The sequence below is a fragment of the Paraburkholderia sp. GAS42 genome (genome assembly GCF_050436565.1).
In the GTDB taxonomy this organism is placed as follows: Bacteria; Pseudomonadota; Gammaproteobacteria; order Burkholderiales; family Burkholderiaceae; genus Paraburkholderia.
Genome location: NZ_JBNDML010000032.1, coordinates 19114 through 38527 on the forward strand (window position 1 = coordinate 19114; position 19414 = coordinate 38527).

15 protein-coding genes are annotated in these 19414 nt (G+C 62.5%); 4 read left to right on the forward strand and 11 right to left on the reverse strand.

The window, feature by feature from the left end; all coding sequences use genetic code 11:
- Nucleotides 1–108: 108 nt before the first annotated feature.
- A complete protein-coding gene (locus P3T16_RS31880; RefSeq protein ID WP_429345283.1) occupies nucleotides 109–2295 on the reverse strand; it encodes a hypothetical protein in 2187 nt (728 codons plus the stop codon).
- Between P3T16_RS31880 and P3T16_RS31885 the strand changes: the two genes are divergently transcribed.
- The 4 genes from P3T16_RS31885 (at nucleotide 2192) to gmd (ending at nucleotide 5738) form a co-directional block, all read left to right on the forward strand.
- Entirely contained in the window at nucleotides 2192–2623 is a 432-nt protein-coding gene (locus tag P3T16_RS31885; protein WP_429345287.1) for a hypothetical protein, read from the forward strand. The two genes, P3T16_RS31880 and P3T16_RS31885, sit on opposite strands and share 104 nt — an antisense overlap.
- 206 nt (nucleotides 2624–2829) lie before the next feature.
- Entirely contained in the window at nucleotides 2830–3912 is a 1083-nt protein-coding gene (locus P3T16_RS31890; RefSeq protein ID WP_429345261.1) for an acyltransferase family protein, read from the forward strand.
- Nucleotides 3913–3925: 13 nt separating this feature from the next.
- A complete protein-coding gene (locus tag P3T16_RS31895) occupies nucleotides 3926–4669 on the forward strand; it encodes an SGNH/GDSL hydrolase family protein (protein WP_429345262.1) in 744 nt (247 codons plus the stop codon).
- 25 nt (nucleotides 4670–4694) lie between these two features.
- Nucleotides 4695–5738: a GDP-mannose 4,6-dehydratase gene (gmd, locus tag P3T16_RS31900; protein WP_429256346.1), complete on the forward strand. Its 1044-nt coding sequence runs from the start codon at nucleotides 4695–4697 to the stop codon at nucleotides 5736–5738.
- Nucleotides 5739–5803: 65 nt separating this feature from the next.
- Here gmd and P3T16_RS31905 read toward each other — a convergent pair whose 3' ends face one another.
- The 10 genes from P3T16_RS31905 to P3T16_RS31950 form a co-directional block, all read right to left on the reverse strand.
- Nucleotides 5804–6970, reverse strand: coding sequence for a glycosyltransferase family 4 protein (locus P3T16_RS31905; RefSeq protein WP_429256347.1), 1167 nt, complete (start codon nucleotides 6968–6970; stop codon nucleotides 5804–5806).
- Nucleotides 6971–7034: 64 nt separating this feature from the next.
- On the reverse strand, nucleotides 7035–8249 hold the full coding sequence (locus tag P3T16_RS31910) for a glycosyltransferase family 4 protein (RefSeq protein WP_429256348.1): 1215 nt from the start codon (nucleotides 8247–8249) through the stop codon (nucleotides 7035–7037).
- On the reverse strand, nucleotides 8250–9710 hold the full coding sequence (locus tag P3T16_RS31915; RefSeq protein WP_429256349.1) for a glucose-6-phosphate isomerase: 1461 nt from the start codon (nucleotides 9708–9710) through the stop codon (nucleotides 8250–8252).
- 2 nt (nucleotides 9711–9712) lie between these two features.
- A complete protein-coding gene (locus tag P3T16_RS31920; RefSeq protein WP_429345263.1) occupies nucleotides 9713–10900 on the reverse strand; it encodes a glycosyltransferase in 1188 nt (395 codons plus the stop codon).
- Between the two features lie 82 nt (nucleotides 10901–10982).
- A complete protein-coding gene (locus P3T16_RS31925; RefSeq protein ID WP_429345264.1) occupies nucleotides 10983–11906 on the reverse strand; it encodes a glycosyltransferase family 2 protein in 924 nt (307 codons plus the stop codon).
- 19 nt (nucleotides 11907–11925) lie between these two features.
- A complete protein-coding gene (locus P3T16_RS31930) occupies nucleotides 11926–14133 on the reverse strand; it encodes a polysaccharide biosynthesis tyrosine autokinase (RefSeq protein ID WP_429345284.1) in 2208 nt (735 codons plus the stop codon).
- 113 nt (nucleotides 14134–14246) lie between these two features.
- Nucleotides 14247–15416: a polysaccharide biosynthesis/export family protein gene (locus P3T16_RS31935; protein WP_429256352.1), complete on the reverse strand. Its 1170-nt coding sequence runs from the start codon at nucleotides 15414–15416 to the stop codon at nucleotides 14247–14249.
- On the reverse strand, nucleotides 15410–15853 hold the full coding sequence (locus P3T16_RS31940) for a low molecular weight phosphotyrosine protein phosphatase (protein ID WP_429256353.1): 444 nt from the start codon (nucleotides 15851–15853) through the stop codon (nucleotides 15410–15412). The genes P3T16_RS31935 and P3T16_RS31940 overlap by 7 nt, the downstream gene beginning before the upstream one ends.
- A gap of 32 nt (nucleotides 15854–15885) precedes the next feature.
- Nucleotides 15886–17322, reverse strand: a complete 1437-nt coding sequence (locus tag P3T16_RS31945; protein WP_429345265.1) for a UDP-glucose dehydrogenase family protein — start codon at nucleotides 17320–17322, stop codon at nucleotides 15886–15888.
- Nucleotides 17323–17407: 85 nt separating this feature from the next.
- Entirely contained in the window at nucleotides 17408–18826 is a 1419-nt protein-coding gene (locus tag P3T16_RS31950; protein ID WP_429256355.1) for an undecaprenyl-phosphate glucose phosphotransferase, read from the reverse strand.
- Between the last annotated feature and the right edge of the window lie 588 nt (nucleotides 18827–19414).

Here is a 19414-nt window from a genome sequence, read left to right on the forward strand (position 1 = left end):
TCGAGTAAAGCACGTAAAAAATGGGCACTGGCGTTGTTAAACGCCAGGAAAATAATTCGATGTGGGGCGTAGAAAGCGCCTTAAAAAAGGCTTCAAAACGCTTCTGGATCAGCTTGGCTTCCAGCGGTACATCAATACCTTGCCGCGCGCGTCTTCTTCGACGAACACGAGGTATTCGCCGTCGCTGCGACGGGATGCGCTGATGCCGTTCGGCACGTCGACCCAGCCCGAGGCACGGCCCACTTCCGGGCCTGGCCGGATGACGCCCACTTCCTGACCGGAATCCTTGTCGTACACATGCACGGCCGCGAACGGCTCGACCGCGAATACGTACTGTCCTTCGACCGTGAGGCCGACGATCGTCGAAACCGGCCGCGCCTTCGTTTCCCATGGCAGCGTGACGGCGTAGCGCTGCACCGGCTTGCCCGACGACCATTTGTCGTAGCGCACCAGCACGCGTCCCGCTTCCTTCCAGAACGCGCGATCGACTCCCAGGTCCGCCGTATAGCCCGTCGCGTACATCGTGTCGCCCGCCGGGTCGTAAATCGCGCGACGCAGTTCGGTGAACGGCGCCGGAACCGGATACGTCGTCATGTTCGACCATGCGTAGATCGGGTTACCGTTCGAATCCAGTCCGCCAAAATGCAGGCGGAAAATGCCCTTCGTGTCGCGTGCGCGCCAGATATCGCCGGCCGAATCGACCCACCAGCCCCAGCCGCCCGGCAGCTTCGCGCCACTCGTGTTCGGCGAAAACTCACTCGCGTCAAAGCGGCCGTTGCCGTTCGCGTCCCGCCAGATCCAGTCGCCGCCCGGCGGCGCATTCGGCACATGCTCGACCGCTTTCGCGCTCCCCGCGATGAAGCCCGAAGGGATCGCGGTCTCGCCATCACGCGCCGCGTCGAAGCGATAGATCTTCACGTGATCCGCGTACATGTCGGTGAGAAACAGGAACGTGTGCCCCTTGAGCTTGCGGGCGATCGGCATGCCTGGCCATTCGCTCACCGTGAATACCGGGTCTTCCGGATACTTGAAGCGGTTCGACAGAAAACCCGCATATTTCCAGTCCTGACCCGACGGTTTCGACAGATCGAGCTCAAACCGTTTGTTGCCGGTATAAACGCTGTTGGGCCGCGACGGATCGATCCATGCGCCGTCGACGAACAGCAGCCCCTGCACCTGCCACACCTGGCGCCCATCCGGCGCGTAGCTTTCGAGCGTCGCGCCAAGATTCGCGCCGATGACCTTGCGCGTCGGCCCGACGCCATTGGTGGATACGTAGACGTTGCCGCGCGCGTCGACACCCACACCGGTCAGGCCGTTAAAGCGCTGCGGCCCCGGCTTTCCCGGAACGCCCGAAAAAATCCCGCCACGTTCGCCAAGCGTGCCGCTCGCTGTATAGCGGCCATTCGTCCTGCTGAAAAACAGCACCTGCTGGCGCGGTCCGTTATCCGCAACAACAACGCGGCCCTGTGCATCGACCGCGACGTCCGCCACCACGGTATCGTCTGGCAGCGGTAGTTCGTCGTTCAACCGCTGGCCGTCCGCCGTGTAATGCGCCAGGCGCCTTGTGCGGTCACCGCGCGGACCGGTCAATACCCAGAGCGAACCGTCCGGCGCGAGGGCGATACGGCCCGGCTCACGCACGCTCCACGTCGTCTTCTGCATCATCGATTCGGCGTCGTAGACCTCGATGCGATCGCGTGCCGTGTTCGACACGTATAACGTCGTGTCGCTCGCGGCGAGCCCGTCGATTTCGGCCTTCGTATCCGACGGGACTTCGTTCACCAGCAGAAAACTGGCAGCGAGCCGCGCACGCGGATCCAGCGCCAGCGATACATTCGCGCCGCTCTGAAACGGCGAGCTGCGTTTCGGATCGGCGATCTCGCGACGCGACACGCCGTACCACTGCTTGCCCTTCTCCGGCCAGACGCCGGGCGAAACCAGATGGCCGCCCTCGTTTCCGACTGAAACCGCCAGAAATTCGTACTTGCGATTGATCGCGACAGCTGTGCCGCCCAGGTTGCCCCAGCCATGCGTGTCACTGGCGACGCCGAGCACCTTGCCGTTCTGGTAGATGCTCGCTTCGGCGCCGCTTTCGTCCCAGATCGTGTTCGTGTAGACCTTGCCGTCGGGCGAAACAGCGATCGCGGCAATGTCGATCTGCGTCCACGTGCCATCGCCGAATCCGAACGTGTTGCCGATCCACGACGTTTTCACGTTCAGCACGTTTTCGGCATACAACGGGCACGACGCCAGAAACACCGCACAGAACAACGCACCTGCGCGCTTCGTCACGAATCCGGTAAAAAGCGGGGCAAACAGCGAACGCGGCAACGACAATCCTCCAGACAGTGCCCGTTCGCGGCGCACTTCGCGCGCGATCGATGCAGGTCGAAAACACCGGCCTACCTTACGCGGGAAATTCACGCCGACGAAATTCGAAAATAATTCAAAAATATTCAAAGAAAATCCTTTGATGTCAGCGTTGCTGAAAGAACGCGTACGAATAAAACCCGACAGGGCGCTCATTGAACGTTCCGCGCTGGATAACCCGCTTTTCACGTTTGACTCTCCGCCATTCCGCCGCCATTCCGATTACGCCGACGCGAATGAGATGGGCTGAAGCGCATGCCAACCTCGCGTCCGATCTGTTCGATTACATTCTGATTCTATTGTTTCTGTTTATCTATCCTGCTTTCGTTTTTTCATCAGTTTATTTTCCCTAGAATGAACGGCACTCCCCGTTGCCCACAGGATGGATTCGCGCCACTGAACGGCGCCAGGATGTATTCGTGCACGCGGCTTACAACGCACCTTTCCGGACGGTCCATGACAGCAAGCGTACAGCCAGTCTCGCCCTCCCATACCCACCGCATTGTCCAGCTCGACGGGCTGCGTGCGCTCGCCGTTCTCGCTGTCTTCGCCCAGCATGCGCTCAAGGCGCCGCTGTGGATGGGCGTCGATCTTTTCTTCGTGCTCAGCGGCTTTCTGATTACGGGCATCCTGCTCGAACGCAAGGCGCGCCAGCAGTCGTATTTCAGCTATTTCTACGCACGGCGTATACGTCGCATCCTGCCGCCTTATCTGCTGCTGATGCTTGTGTCGTCGCTCGCTTTCGGGCTCGGCTGGGCCCGGCACTGGCAGTGGTACGCACTGTTCGCGACGAACATCGGCGACGCGCTCGGGCAAAGCGGACATGACAGCCTGAATGTGCTGTGGTCGCTTGCCGTCGAAGAGCAGTTTTACATCGTGTGGCCGTTTGTCGTCCTGCTGCTGCCGCAGCGCGCGCTGGCGATCGTCGCCGCGGCCCTGATCGTGCTTGTGCCGTTGCTGCGTGCGGTCGCCACGCCGTGGTTCGACACGTTCTGGCCGATCTACTATCTCACGCCGTTCCGCATGGATCTGCTGTCGGCCGGCGCACTGCTCGCCGTGGCCGTGCGACGCGATCGCAACGCGCTCGAACCGTTCAGGCTGCCGGCCGTCTTCGCGCTGTTTGCAGCGCTTGTCGTGCTGGGCTGGCTGCATCTGCACTTTCCGCGCTTTCGCGCGGCGAATACGCCGCTGTCGAATGCCGGGCTCTACAGTATCTCGCTCGTGCTGTGCACGTCGGCACTCGTGATCGCGCTGCAGTCAAAGGGCATCGTGAAGCGGGTTCTGTCACATCCCGCGCTCGTCTACATCGGCACCATCAGCTACACGATCTATCTGGTTCATCTGACCGTGCTCTACATGCTGTGGCCGCTTGAACTGAATCGCTATGTCACCGCGGCGCTCGCACTCGCGATCACCCTCGCCTATGCGACGCTTACATGGTTCGCCTTCGAACGACGCCTGGTTCACGGTTCGTCGTCACGTCGTGCAGTGGCGCGGTCAATCGCGTCCCGCAACGACTCCGCGCAATCGCGGACCTGACCATGAAGCACCCATGAAGCAAAACACCCAGTCTCCGCGCGCCATCGTCGGCGCCCTGCTCCTGACGACGCTCATCGCGCTTTCCGGCGCGCAGCCCGCCTGGGCCACGCAGCGGGAAGTGTTGATCGAAGCCTACGGCGATTCGACCACGCTAGGCATTTCGTGCAGCGAGGGCCATTGCGGTCCGCGTGTGCAGAACGCGGTTACGTATCTGCAGGACGCGTTGCAGTCGGCACATGGCTGGCGCGTCTCGGTGACCAATTTTGGCGTCGGCGGCACGACGGCGTCGCAGTTGCGCGATGGCACCGAGCGCGGCCACGGCATCCCGTGGAAAACGCGGCTTGCCGCGTCGTCGGCGCAGATCGTGACGATCAACTACGGCATCAACGAAGTGATGCACGGCCAGACGCCCGAGCAGTTTTACGACGCTGAAACCGACCTTGTCGTCACCGCGCTTGCGCTCGGCAAACTGCCGGTGCTGGAAACAGCGAACCCGATGCCTGACGGACGCCTCAACGCAAAACTCGCAGCGATGGCGTCGATGACGCGCCGTATCGCCACGGAACAGCACGTGCCGCTTGTCGACCAGTTCGCCTACATTTCCGCGCTGCCGGACTGGAAAGCGATGATGTCCGATGGCGCGCATCCGAAGCCGGAGCTTTACCGGATCAAGGCAGGACAGGATTTCAACGTCGTCGATCCGCTGGTGCGACAGATCCTCGACGGCGGCAAAGCCGTTCACGTTTCCCATCAATGAATCACACTACCCTGAAGGATATTCCATGAGCACACCACGCAAGGCGATCATCACGGGCGTGTCCGGACAGGACGGCGCATATCTGACGAAACTGCTCCTCAACAAGGGCTATCACGTCACCGGCACTTACCGGCGCACGAGTTCCGTCAACTTCTGGCGCATGGAAGAACTTGGCGTGCTCGACCACCCGAATCTTTCGCTCGTCGAACACGATCTGACTGATCTCGGTTCGACGCTGCGCCTGCTCACCGCCACACAGGCCGACGAGGTGTACAACCTCGCCGCACAGAGTTTCGTCGGCGTCTCGTTCGACCAGCCCATTACGACCGCGGAGGTGACCGGCGTCGGCGCGCTGAACCTGCTCGAAGGCATCCGCATCGTGAATCCGAAGACGCGTTATTACCAGGCGTCGACATCCGAAATGTTCGGCAAGGTACAGGCCGTTCCGCAGCGCGAAGACACGCCGTTCTATCCGCGCAGCCCATATGGCGTCGCCAAGCTGTTTGCGCACTGGTCGACGATCAACTATCGCGAATCGTACGGTCTCTTTGCGAGCAGCGGCATCCTGTTCAATCACGAATCGCCGCTACGTGGCCGCGAATTCGTCACGCGCAAGATCACGGACACCGTCGCCAAGATCAAGCTCGGCAAGCAGGACGCGCTCGAACTCGGCAACATGGACGCAAAGCGCGACTGGGGCTTCGCACTTGAATATGTGGAAGGCATGTGGCGCATGCTGCAGGCCGACGAGCCCGACACCTTCGTGCTGGCCACCAACCGTACCGAAACCGTGCGCGATTTCGTACGCATGGCGTTCGCCGCGGCGGGCTATCAGCTCGAATGGTCCGGCAGGGCCGAGCAGGAAACCGGCGTCGATGTTGCGACCGGCAAGACGCTCGTGCGTGTGAACCCGAAGTTCTATCGTCCGGCCGAAGTGGAACTGCTGATTGGTTGCGCGGACAAGGCGCGCGAAAAGCTCGGCTGGAAACCGGAGACAACGCTCGAACAGCTGTGTCAGATGATGGTAGCCGCCGATCTCACGCGTAACGCGCATCATCAGACTTTCTAATGGAGCTGTGCTGCAAAAAAGCGCGACCTTGCGGTCGCGTTTTTTTTAACTACCGCCGATGCGATTTAATGAACACCGCCCGCCGCGATCGCTTCGTCATACACCGACGCAACACGTTTCGCGATCACCGCATTGTCGAAATTCGCACGCGCATACGCACGGCACGCGTCGGCGTCCGGGAGTTTCAGCGAGCCATCGAGCGCGGCCGCGAGACCGTCGGCGATCGCCGCGGCGCCCGTCGTTGGGAGCACCAGATCCTGTGACAGCCCGGCGACGGCTTCGGGCAATCCGCCCACTGGCGTAACAAGCACCGGCGTGCCCGATGCGAGCGACTCCACCGTGATCAGCCCGAAGCCTTCGAGCGCCACCGTCGGCACAACGCTGATCGTCGCGGCACGATAGAGCGCGGCGAGATGCTGGTCGGGCACGAAACCAAGCAGCTTCACGTTGTCCGCGAGACCCGCCTCGTCGATGCGCGCCTGCAGTTCCCCTTCGAGTCTTCCCTTGCCCGCGATCAGCAGCAGCACATCCGGTTGCTGGCGCTTGAGCAGCTTCACCGCATCGACCAGATCCTCCAGGCCCATGCGGCGCACCAGACGCCGCACCGCCAGTACGATGGGCCGTCCAAGCGGCAACTGAAGCTTGAGACGCGCTTCCGTCGGCGAGATCGGCAGATTGAACTGCTCGACGTTGACGCAACCCGGCACGACGCGGATGCGCTCCGGCGGAATCCCGTAGCGCGACGTCAGGATCTGGCCGAATGCATCCGACAGCACGATCAGTCGCGACGAACGCGAATAGACGGCCTGCTCCAGATAACGCTTCGCACGCTGACCCAGCGAATCGGCGCCTTCGACGTGGCTTTCATCGGCCCACGGTCCCTGAAAATGCGAGACCTGCGGAATCCCGCGCGTCACGTCGAGACCCGGAAATGTGTACAGCGCGAAATGTGACGAGATCACATCCGGCCGCTCGATATCAATCGCATCACGCAGTGCGCGCCGAGCGGCCATGAGGCGTCGCGGCAGCGACTGCGCCGCGGAGCCGAAACCGCGGATCGCACCGTCGGTGTCTTCTGCCACGCGCGGCGAGCCGGCGACGACGCCGCGTACCGCGACGCCCGCGCCCGGCAGCGCGCCGACGAGCGAGTAATACATGCGATCGAGTCCGCCGGCGCGCTCGGGGAACCAGTGCATGCCGATTTGCAGCGATTTGATTGAACGGGTTGTCATGGCTGTTCCCTGTGGTTGTGACTGCAACGATTCGCTGTGACTAACGCAGCGCGTTGAGTGGCGTTCATTCGGCCGTCTCCCTGCGCGCCAGCACGCTGGCCCCGAGTGCATCGGCTTCTCCGCCGCGCGCCTTGCGCGGATCGTCGCGCCGGCCTGCCAGTTGCCGATAGAGGTCGATGTATTGCCTTGCCATGCGTGCCCAGCCGAAGCCGGTCGCAAGTTCACTGGCGGCAATACCCATCGCACGACGTACCGGGTCCGAGGCTGCAAGACGCGAAATCGCACCGGCCAGCGCATGCGGATCATCCGGATCCTCGAGCACGATGCCGCACTCCGGCGTGATGATCTCCGCGCCACCCGCCGTGCGCGCCGTGACGACCGGCAGGCCCGCGGCCATCGCTTCGAGCAGCGAGAGGCTCATCGCTTCGTAGCGCGACGGAAACACGAAGGCGTCGACCGAATGCATCAACACCGGCATCTCTTTGACGAGCCCCAGAAAATGCACACGATCGCCGACGCCGAGCGAACGCGCCTGTTCCGGATACGGACTGCCCGGCAGATAACCGGCGACCGCGATGTGCACGTGCTCGGGCAATTCACGCAATGCCTTCAACACCGTGCCGAGATTCTTGCGCGGTGTGCGCAGATCGCCGACGAAGAGCAGCAGGAACGCGTCGGCAGGCAGATTGAATCGCGTGCGATCGCCCCCGGCGGCCGCAAAGCCCTGCGTATCGACGCCGTTGTAAATCACATCGACGCGGTTGCGCGGCGTCAGCCCGATCGCGCGGATTTCGTCAGCGACCTTTTGCGACACGGCCGTGATCACGCGCGAGCGCCGGTAGGCCCAGCGTTCGAGCTGCGCATTCAGGCCGGTATAGAGAAACTGATACGCGGACCATACGCCCTTCGCGAGTCCGAACGGGTAGTACTTGCTGCCGAACCAGCCGCTGTGCACGAAGTGCGCAGTGTTGACGTCGGCGGCGACCCACGAGATAAAGCCGTTCACATGCAGGACGTCGTACTCATGACGATGCCGGCGCAGCCACCATGCGCTTTTCAGCGCGAACACCTGCTGGCGGATCAGGTTGGAGGGCCACCATTTGCCGATCCGTATCGGGATCCAGCGCACATCCGGATGCGCCAGGAGTTCTGGCGCGACGTGCGAAGCAATGAGGGTCACCGCAATATTTTCTTCCAGGGCTGCACGCGCAATTTCATGGTTGACGCGTCCCTGGCCGTCGTTATGACGCACGACGTGCGTGACAATGGCGACTCTCAATCAGTGCCCTCCATGGAGAATGAGATTCCGTCTGCGGTTCAGCTTTTGCCAGTGCGCCGCGGACAGGATCGAGAAGAAGCTCATGAACAGCAGCAGACCGCCCGTGCCCACGAGCGAGTTGGTGAAGACCAGCATCGAGAAACATGCGAGACCGAGGCTGAGACACGCACCCACGAACTTGTCGTCGCGCAGCGCGAACGACGCCAGCACCGCGCGCATCAGCAGCCACAGGATGCCGGACATGTAGAGCAGCGTGCCGGGCCAGCCGAGCACGAACGGAATGTTCATCACGCCGCTGTCGAAGTTGCCGTATTTGCCCAGTTCGCCGCCGCTGTCGCTCGACAGCTTGGTCGACGTGCCCGTCGCGCCGAGGCCCTCGCCCTGCACATCGGTGAACGCGGTCTTTGCGAACGTTGCATAGAACTGGTTACGCGCGGCATAGCTCGTGTCGTCGTTGAGGTTGACGAGGGTTTGCAGACGCGTCTGCATACGCTCGGCGACCGGACCGACTGCAAGGAGCGGCACGCACAGGCCCGCGAGCAGCAAGGCGGTCGCGATGATCCGCACGCGCACGCGGTTGCTGGACTTGACGAGCTGGATCAGAAGCGCGACGACCCAGCCGCCCCACGTCGAACGTACGAGGCTTAGCGCGAAGGCGAGAAAACCCAGCGCGCCCGCGATCCAGCGCACGCGATGCTGCGCGGCCATCACGAACACCATTGCGCCCATCATTGCGAGCGCAAACGGCCCGGACGAATTCATCGTACTGAACACACGCACGCCGAGCGGCACGGCATCGCCCTGCGAGTTCATCTGCGAGCCGAGCATCCACATGGCGTCCCACGGCGGCATGATGAAGAATTGCACGAGGCCATACGCGCCCATCGCGAGCATGCCCCAGATGAACGTATTGACGATTACGTCGCGATACTCGGGGTACTGGCGCGTGTGCGCCATGATGTGAAAGCCGATCAGGACCGGATAGAGCCAGTTCGCGAGGTCGTACAGCGCGGCCAGCGGTCCGCTCGATACGACACCGACGAGAAACGCGTACGCGAGGCCAGCGAGGATCAGCAGCACCGGCAGGCCGCGTCGTTGCGCGAGCACCGGGTAATAGCGCAGCAGCGACAGCGCGCTGATCATCGTGACGGCCAGTGGTGCGACCTGGATCAGACTCGTCGGCGTGAACGAGCCTTTCGACCAGTCGGCGAGACGCCGCACTTCGGGGCTCAGAAACCACAGCCACCACATGAAGCCGACGTACTGCGCGGGGCTTTTGAAATACAGCCAGAAGCCCGTGAGAATCGCGAGCACGGGAAATGCGAGCGTCAGCACGGTGCCCTGATGCGCACCGATCATCATGGCCGTGACGAGCCACAGCAGTGCCTGCGGCAGCCACGCCTTGCGCTCGCCGCCTGGCAAGCGCGATGAACGGTCGACCTCGACGCGTGCGACGGCCATCGTTATTGCCCCCTGCCGGCTTGATGCCGCGACTGCGGCTGCGCGGACTGCCCGCTAGCGCCGCTACCGCCGGCCCGGCGCCGCGCTTCGTCCACTGACCGGCCGCGCGGCGAAGCGCGCCGGCCCATCAACTCGCGTGTGATACGCACGTGTTGCTGCGCGAACTGTTCGGTGGTGAGCTTGCGCGCGATCAACTGACGGGCGGCGGCCTGCGCCTGACGCAATGCATCGTCAGGCGAAGCGACAAGGCGATCGACAGCCTGTCGCAGCGCTTCCGGATCGAACGGCGGCACATAAGCCGCCTGACCGTCGGCGAAATAGTCCTTTAGCGCGCCGACATCGGTGACGATCATCGGCTTGCCGACCGCAGCGGCTTCGAGCATCACGGTGATGCCCGATGCGTGCGCATTCGGCCGCAGCGGGACGACGATCACATCGGCCCAGTCGTACAGCTCGCGCTGCTTCTTAAGGCCAGCCGCCGGCGCGATATCGACATTCGATGCCCGGAGCGACGCCGGAATACGCCGACGGGTTGCGAGCCGCACCGTGTAGCGCGGATCGTTGCCATAGGCGTTGATGAGGCTCACCCAGTCGCGATCCCGATCGTTGCCGATCGCGGCGATACGCACCGGCGTATGCGGCTGCCATGCAGTCGGCTCCTGCACCGGAAAATCGCGCGTATTCAGCCCGTAGTAGACGTGCACCGCGTCGCGGCCGAGATAACGGCGGCACAGCGCGGCGTTTTCGGAAGCAAGCGTCGTCAGCACATCGGCGCGCGCAACCAGCTTGCGATACGCCCAGCGGCGCAGTACACCGAAGTCGGGCCATTTATCGAGCAGCCACACGCTTTGCGCGAGCAGCAGCGGCTGGCGGCTCTTCCGGCGATTCAGCAGCAGCAACAGCGCCACCGACAGATATTCGTGTTCCGTGTGCGTCCACACCACGTCCGAGCGCAGGATTTCATCCCGATTGCGCAGCGTGTGAATGAAATCGAAGCCGAGCATCGCCTTCAGCCCACGACGCAGCAGGCGTATCGGCAGACCCTCACGCGCGTCCTGCGAGTAGCTCAGCGCAAACTCATCCGATTCGGCATGGTGATAGCCGTACAGGCAGCCGATATTCTCGCCCTTGCGGTAGAAACGCGGATCGGCACCGTAAAACAGATGGACGTGGACGTTGGTCACACTCATGCAGGGACTCCGGGCTTGTTATGGACGGCATCGATTCGAAGCACGCATCGATGCACCGGAACGCAACAGGTGCGCATCACGATCACGAAGCCGCGCGTCGCGCTTCATGCGCGCCGGTACGAACAGCACGCCAGCGCGACAGCGTCGCGCGGCCGCGCTTCGACGCGAGCGCGAGCACCGCGTGCGCCATGCCCGGATACACGCGCGTACCGACCAGCGTGTACCACCACCATGCCGCCTCACGACGCAACGGCGGCAGATGATCACGCAGGATCAGATGCAGGTTGTAGGCGGCGTTGCGTACCGCCTGCATCGTCTGCGCATCACGACGGTCGTCATCGAAACGTTCAGCGGGAAAATGATCGACGGCGACCTGCGGGTCGTAGACGAGCTTCCAGCCCGCATGCTTCACGCTCATGCTGAACGCCATGTCGTTGTGAACCTGGGCGCCCGCGCCACGCAGGCGCGGATCGAAGCGGATCGTACGGATCGCTTCGCGCCGGTAGCTCATGTTGGCGCCCTTCAGCATATCGACTTCACGTGCACCGCCGACGCCCAGATGGTGATTGCCGATGATCTTGCCCGACGCGCGCAGCTTGCCGACGAGCGGTCGTGCGCCGTCGAGAATGCCGCCCTTCTCGTGTACCCAGTCGCGGCCACCCAGCGCCCCCAGCAGCAGATCGCTTTCAAATGCGCTGGCGATACGCTGTGCCCAGTCGGGTCGAGGCGCGGCGTCGTCATCGGTGATGGCGATGACATCGCCCTTCGCCACGTCGAGGCCGCGATTGAGTGCCGCGACCTGTCCCGGTACCTCGACGATCGCAATACGCAGCGGCAGCGTGCCCTTCACGGCGGGATCGTGCAGACACGCAAGCGTCTCCCTGTCGTCGGGGCGCACAACGACGATCACTTCGTCCGGCGCGCGCTGCTGGCGCTGGAGCGCGGAGAGGCAGCGTGCGAGATCGGCGGGACGGCGAAACGTCGGAACCAGAACGGATAGTTTCATGATGGGTCCTTTCGGGCGCTTACGCGCTCAGGTATTCCTGCACCGCTGCATAACCACGCGAATAGTTGCCGCGCGCCCCCGCTGGCATCGCGTTGAAAATCGCACCCTGCACCGTCACGCCCGCGTTATGCAGACGCTTGAGCGCATCGTTGATTTCCGGCTCGCTGTGCATGCCCGAACGCAGCACAAGGAACGTCGCGCCCGCGTGCACCGCGACAATCGACGCGTCGGTCACCGCAAGCACCGGCGGCGTGTCGATCAGGATCACGTCGTAGCGCTTTGCAAGCGCTTCAAGGTACGTCTGCAGACGCGGCGACATCAGCAGTTCCGACGGATTCGGCGGACGACGGCCGCACGAGATGAAGCTGAGGTTTTCAGTTTCCGTGTGACGGATCGCTTCCTCGAGGGAGATCTGGCCGCTCAGCAGCTCAGACAGGCCGATATCCTGCGTGCCGCCGAGATAACGCTCCAGCGAGCCGCGACGCATGTCGCCGTCGATCATCAGCACACGCTTGCCAGAATGCGCGAGCAGCGTGGCGAGATTCACCGTCAGGAAGCTCTTGCCGACGCCCGGCATCGGGCCGGTCAGCACGACGATGCGGTTGCGCGCATCCATCATCGTGAACTGCATCGACGTGCGCAGGCTGCGCATGCTTTCGACGGTCGCATCCTTCGGGCGCGCGGCCGCCAGCACCTTGCGAAGACGATTGCCGCCGCGCTCGAAGCTGTTTTCCAGCACGGCCTGCTCCGGGCTCATCGGCACGAGGCCATACACCGGCAGGCGGAACATGCGCTCGATGTGCTCCGGATCATCGATGCCCTTGAACATGTTGCGACGCAGGAACACGAAACCGGTGCCCACGATCAGGCCCAGAATCACGGCGGCCGACAGGATCAGCACCTTCTTCGGCTTGACCGGCGCACCCGGACGCAGCGCCACATCGACGATATGCACGTTACCGCCCGTGCCCGCCTTCTGCACCGACAGTTCCTGCACGCGATTCAGCAGCAGCACGTAGATGTCTTCGGCCACCTTCGCGTCGCGTTGCAGCTGCACGGCCTTCACTTCCGTCGCCGGCAGATTGCGGAAGCGGTCGGCGTATTTTTCGCGTTGCGCCTGCAGTTCAGCGAGCTGCTGACGCGCGGCGATCAGCATCGGATGGTCGTTGCCAAAGCGTTGTTCGAGCGCTGCCACCTGGATACGCAGCGCGGAGATCTGCGATTCGTACTCCACACTGCCTTGCAGGTACACCTTCGCTTCATCGCTCGCGTTGATGGAGCCGGACTTGCTTTGATACGCGGTGAGCGCGGCTTCGGCGCGTTCAAGATCGCCCTTCAGGCGCGGCTCTTCGCTCTTCAGGAAGTCGAGCATCTTGCTCGCGTCGGCCTGCTTGCTCGCGATGTGCGTGCGCAGATATGACTGCGCGACCGCATTGGCGATTTCCGCGGCGCGTTGCGGATCCTGGTTTTCCAGCGAAATCTGGATGACGCCCGTGCCCTTGCCCTGCTCGGACACCTGAATCGCCGACTGGAACGACGCGATCGCATCGAGGTCGTTCGCGCGCATCACGTTGAACTGCGTGCCCGGACGCGCTACGAGCCTGTTGACGAGAATCGACACGCCGCTGCCCTGCGCCGGCTGCCCTGCCCGACCGTGCAGCAGCACCGAACCGTTCGGCGCCTGCAGTTCGAACTGGTCGTTGGCCAGCGCGGTCATGATCATCTTCTGACCTTCGAGCGCGGGCGGCACTTCAACGTAATCGACGTCGGCGATTTCACCGCCCCACGCGTAGCCGCTGAAGCGGTCGAGACCCGGCCACGGACGCGCCGGTTCGCCCGGCGTCGCAAGACGCGCGGCGAGGCTGCCGATCACCGGGAGCATCTTCGGCGCGACGCTGAAGTTCAGCTTCAGTTGCTGAACCACCGGCGTCACCACCCCGCGGCTCTTGATCATCTCGATCTCGGCGTCGGTGGGTAGCGACGTCTGGCCGGACGAAATGTTCGCGCCGGTCTGCGTCTGCGTGAGCGCCTGCGACGTGTTGTCGGACTGCTCGACGCGCACGTGCGCATCGGCCGAATACACCGGCTTCGCGACGTAACAGTAGAACGCAGCGACCGCGACGATCGACAGCGCAATGGCAATCAGCCACCAGATGTCGTCGATGATCACCTGCACCAGTTGACCGAGGACGACGTCCTCTTCTTCGGTCCTGGCCGGGCCGGCCAGATGCGTGTTTGCGTGAGTGCTCACAGTTCGATCCTGGTTGGTTCACCTCAGGTCCACGGGGTCCGCAACGATGCGTTGTGCGGGCCGCGTGGGCCTTCCGGCGGGTCAAGCGACTAGCGCGTCAGCTGCTTCAGATAGAACAGGGTCTGGACGGTCGGCAGCACCTGCTGCAGCACACGGTTGAACGTTGTCGACGCGGCAGTGCCCACGTAGACCACATCCATCGGTTGCAACTGGAATTGCGTCGACAGCATGATGGCGTTCGGCTGCGTCATGTCGAGGCGATACACATCGGGCGTCGTCGGTTTGCTTTGCATGCCGCGCATCACATAGATCTGGCGCGGGTTCGCATCGGTGTCGAGAATGCCGCCAGCCTGCGTGAGCGCATCGGCGATCGTCAGACGGCCCTTGATCATCGTCAGCTGGACCGGTGCCTTGACCTCGCCCATCACGAACACGCGGCTGTCGATACGGTCCGGCACGTTGATGATGTCGCCGTTCTGCAGCATCACGTTCTGCGTGGTGTCGCCGTTATCGAGCATGCGGTTCGCGTCGAGCACGTACAGCTGCTTGTTGCGCGTGAGGCGCACGCGCTGCAGATCGGCGTCACCGGTCATGCCGCCCGAGCGTGTGATCGCGTCGACGAGCGACAGCGGCACATCGCTGATCGCGAGCGGTCCCGGCGTTTTCACCTGGCCCGTCACCTGCACCTTCTGGCTGCGATACGACAGGATGCGCACGTCCACCTGCGGATTCTTGATATAGCGCACGAGGCCTGAGGTAATCTGGTCGCGCAGTTCGCCCACCGTCTTGCCGGCTGCACGGATGCGGCCGATGAACGGGAAATAGATCGTGCCGTCAGAGGCCACCGTCTGGCCGTACGGATCGGCCTGACCCGGCAGCGCCGTCGTGTACGGCTGCTGAAGCACGGCGCCCACCGATTGCGTGGTGTTGCCGCCGGCGGAGAGCGTGCTGCCGTTCGGCGTCGTCAGTTCTGGGTGATCCCAGACCGTCACGCCGAGGATGTCCTGCGGCGCGATCCGGTAGACCCATTGCGACGGATCGGCAATGCGCGACTCCGGCAGAACCTGCGGCACGGCCGCGGCCTTCGCCTGATCCATCACGACCTGCGCGTTGATCAGATGCACCGGATAGTCTTCAGCGGGCGCACTTTGCTGGTCTTCCTTCAGCCGCGACGTGTCGAGGTAATTCCCCGGCGCTGTCGCACAGGCCGACAGAAAGGCCGTCAGCAGCACAGAGAGTGTGGTATTTCGCATCAGCATATTTTTTTCAGCCATCCCATGACCAGGTGTTCGATGAGCACGAGACTTGCCCGATAGCCGGCTTCGTGTCCGCCATGCGGATCGGCGACATCGGAGTCCTCCCATTTGCCAAGCGGATAGACCTTGCCGCGCGAAGTCGGATCGAGTGCTTCGACCTCCTTCACCTGCGCGCGCTCGGTGACAAGCACCAGGTCCGCGTCACGCACGAGGCGGCAGTTCAGGCGTCGCGCCCGATGTCCGCTGGTAGCGACGCCGCCCTCGGCGAGCAGGCGTCGCATGACGGGATCCATGCCGTCGCCTTCGAACGCGCGAATGCCGGCCGACTGGAAGGCGATGCGCGCGCCCAGACGGGGCAGCGCGCGCGCCTTGAACAGCATCTCCGCGGCCGGCGAGCGGCACACGTTGGCGTAGCAGACGATGAGGACATTAGCGAACATGGATCGGATCCCTGGTTTGCGTGGCGCGCGGTTCAGCGAGCCGCTGCTTCGCTTGCTGCGTGCGTCACGCGTGCCGGTGCGGCCACGTGTGACGACGCATCGGCCAGCGCATGCTGACGGCCGATCGCGTGATATTCGATGCCGAGTTCCTGCATCGATTCCGGTTCGTACAGATTGCGGCCGTCGAAAATGAGCGGCGTCTTCAGCAATGCCTTGAGGCTCTCGAAATCGGGGCTCTTGAAGACCTTCCACTCGGTGAGAATCACGAGCGCATCGGCGCCCTCTGCCACGTCCATTTCCTCGTTCGCGAATTCGAGACGCGCGAGCTGCTGCGGCGCGTGCTGCAGATCGAGCGCGAACACGCGCTTCGCTTCGTCGATCGAGACCGGGTCGTAAGCTTTCACCCGCGCGCCATGCGCGAGCAACGCGGCGATCAGGCGACGGCTCGGGGCTTCGCGCATGTCGTCGGTATTCGGCTTGAACGCAAGCCCCCAGACGCCGAACGTGCGGCCCGTCAGATCGCTGCCGAGACGCGTCACGATCTTGTGCGCGAGGATCTTCTTCTGGTCGTCGTTGACGGCTTCGACGGCATTCAGGATGCGCAGGTCCGTGCTGTGTTCGTCCGCCGTGCGGATGAGCGCCTGCACGTCCTTCGGGAAGCACGAGCCGCCGTAACCGCAACCGGCGTACAGGAAGTCATAGCCGATGCGCGGATCGGAACCGATTCCGCGGCGTACTGCTTCGATATCGGCGCCGACGCGATCCGCCAGATTGGCGAGTTCGTTCATGAACGAGATGCGCGTCGCGAGCATCGCGTTGGCCGCGTACTTCGTGAATTCGGCCGAGCGCACGTCCATGTACAGCGTGCGTTCGCGGTTGCGGTTGAACGGCGCATAGACGCGCTTCATCACGTCGCGTGCCTTTTCGCCGGGCACGTCCTCGTCGCAGCCGAGCACGATGCGGTCGGGCCGCGTGAAGTCTTCGACGGCTGCGCCTTCCTTCAGGAACTCGGGATTCGACACGACAGAAAACATGTGCTTTTCGCCGCGCGCAGCGAGTTCTTCGGCGATCACTTCGCGCACGCGCAGCGCGGTGCCGACCGGCACCGTCGACTTGTCGACGATCACCTTGAAGGCGTTCATATGACGGCCGATGTTGCGCGCAGCCGCGAGCACATATTGCAGATCGGCGGAGCCGTCCTCGTCCGAAGGCGTGCCCACGGCAATGAACTGCACGTCGCCATGCGCGACCGCTGCTTCGATGTCGGTCGAAAACTTCAGGCGGCCAGCCTTGCGGTTACGCGCGATGACTTCCTGCAGGCCCGGCTCATGAATCGGCACGCCGCCATTGTTGAGCACGTCGATCTTGCGTTGATCCAGATCGAGGCAGAACACGTCGTTGCCGATGTCGGCGAGACACGCGCCCGTCACGAGCCCTACATAGCCGGTACCAATGATCGTCAGGTTCATCTGTTACACCTCGAAAATTTGAACATTCCAGAAACGGAAAACGCATGCGCCGTGCTTCGCTGTCCTGCCCCGCGCTGCGGCGCGCTCAATAAGCGTTGCGGCCGGCAAAACCTTTGTAGAGCGTCAGGACGACGATCTTGATGTCGAGCCAGAAGGTCCAGTGCTGCATGTAGTACAGGTCGAGCTTCACGCGCCCCATCATCTTTTCGATGCGGTCCGTCTCGCCCCGGTAACCGTTGATCTGCGCCCAGCCGGTGATGCCCGGCTTGATGCGATAACGGTGCATATAGCCCTTCACCAGATCCTTGTAGATGTCATCGTGTTCCAGCGCATGCGGACGGGGACCGACCACCGACATCTCGCCCTTTAGCACGTTGATGAACTGCGGCAGTTCATCGAGACTCGTCTTGCGCAGGAACGCACCGACCGCCGTGATGCGCGGATCGCCGCGCGTCGCCTGCGTGACCTTGCCTGTGGTCTCCGCATGCACCTTCATCGAGCGGAACTTGTAGATCTCGAACTGCTGCCCGTCGATGCCCTTTCGCTTCTGCCGGAAGAACACCGGCCCCGGCGACGACAGCTTCACCATCGCGGCGATCACCAGCATCAGCGGCGACAGCGCAGCGAGTGCGGCGAGAGCGAACATGCGGTCGAACACGAACTTCGGCAGCACGCGCACATCGGTAATCGGCGAAGCAGCCAGGTTGATCGCCGGCACGCCCAGCAGATCGACCACCGGCTGATTGAAGAGGCTCAAACTGCGCACATCCGGGATGAAGCGGATGTTCACGAACTCATTGCGAAACTCCATCACGAAGCGGTGAATCGTGCGTTCGTGCGACATCGGTAGTGCAAGCCACAGCTCGCGAATGCCGCGTTTTCGCACCACACGCACCATGCGGTCGAAATCGCGTTCGACTGGAATGCCTTCGAGTTCGACCGGCAGGTCCGCCGCAACCGCCGGCGCTTCGTGACGGTCGCTCTCACGCCGGCCACCCGGTTCATCGAACACGATCACCGGGCTGAAGCCGGCTTCAGGCCGGCTGCGCATCTGTTCGATCAGGAAGCTTCCATACAGCGCGCCGCCGACGATCGCCACCGCCTTCTGGTTGTAGCCTTCGCGACGCAGCCCTTTCAGCACGCCGTGCACCAGCGCCTTGGTCACCATCAGCAGCACGATCGTCGCAATGGCCCAGTACACGAGCCACAGTCGCGACAGCAGGTCCGAGCGGTGCAGGCTGAAGCTCATCAGGATGCCGGTGCCCTCGACGATCAGCCACGCGCCCGACACGCGCCACAGCAGGTCGTACACCGGCTTGCCGCGCCACGACTGGTAGATGCCGAGCGCAGGAAAGAACAGGACCATGAGCAGGCAGTTGAACAGGAGCGAGATGCTCTCCATGTCGTTCAGCCACACAAACGTTCCGTTGTGCACGGCAGCCGCGATGAGTGCGCCTAAGCCCACCATCGCGATGTCGATAATCCTGGATAGAACGCTCAGCATGAGTCGCGCCTCAGTTCGTCAGTCAAATTCCGTCCGTGTTTGATTGCACTTCGTACTTCGCACCGCGCGAGCGGCGGTATGGACAGGCAGTCGTGCCATTCAGCCTGAACACTCGCCCATTGCGAATTGCAGCGAATCCCGGCTATTGACCTGTCGAAGCGAAATATCTGGTCTGAATGAGTGAATACCCTCGTACAGGTATGAATAAAGCGATATTAAAATTCAGGTTGCAAGGCAGCAAAAAATCTCAAATTGTATCGGTAATTGTTACCCAATTTTCCGGATTTTTGATCAGTAATTATTGCCTGAAATATTCATTTTTGCCCATGAAACAGGCAAAATGGACGTATCCTCTGGCTGCGGGTGGTCATGGCGTGAGCACGTCGTCCAACCCTCCTTCACCTCACTTTGTTCGATAAAAAATTCGCGCCTCTTTTTGCGTCAATTTTTTTCCACTTTTATCTTTCCTGATAAATAATTCAGCCACATAAAAATATCCGCTTATTAATTTCGCAATTACATTTTCAGCAACAGGAATTTAGTGCATCTTTTATTGGCACTTTACGTCGTGATACAAATCGACGCATT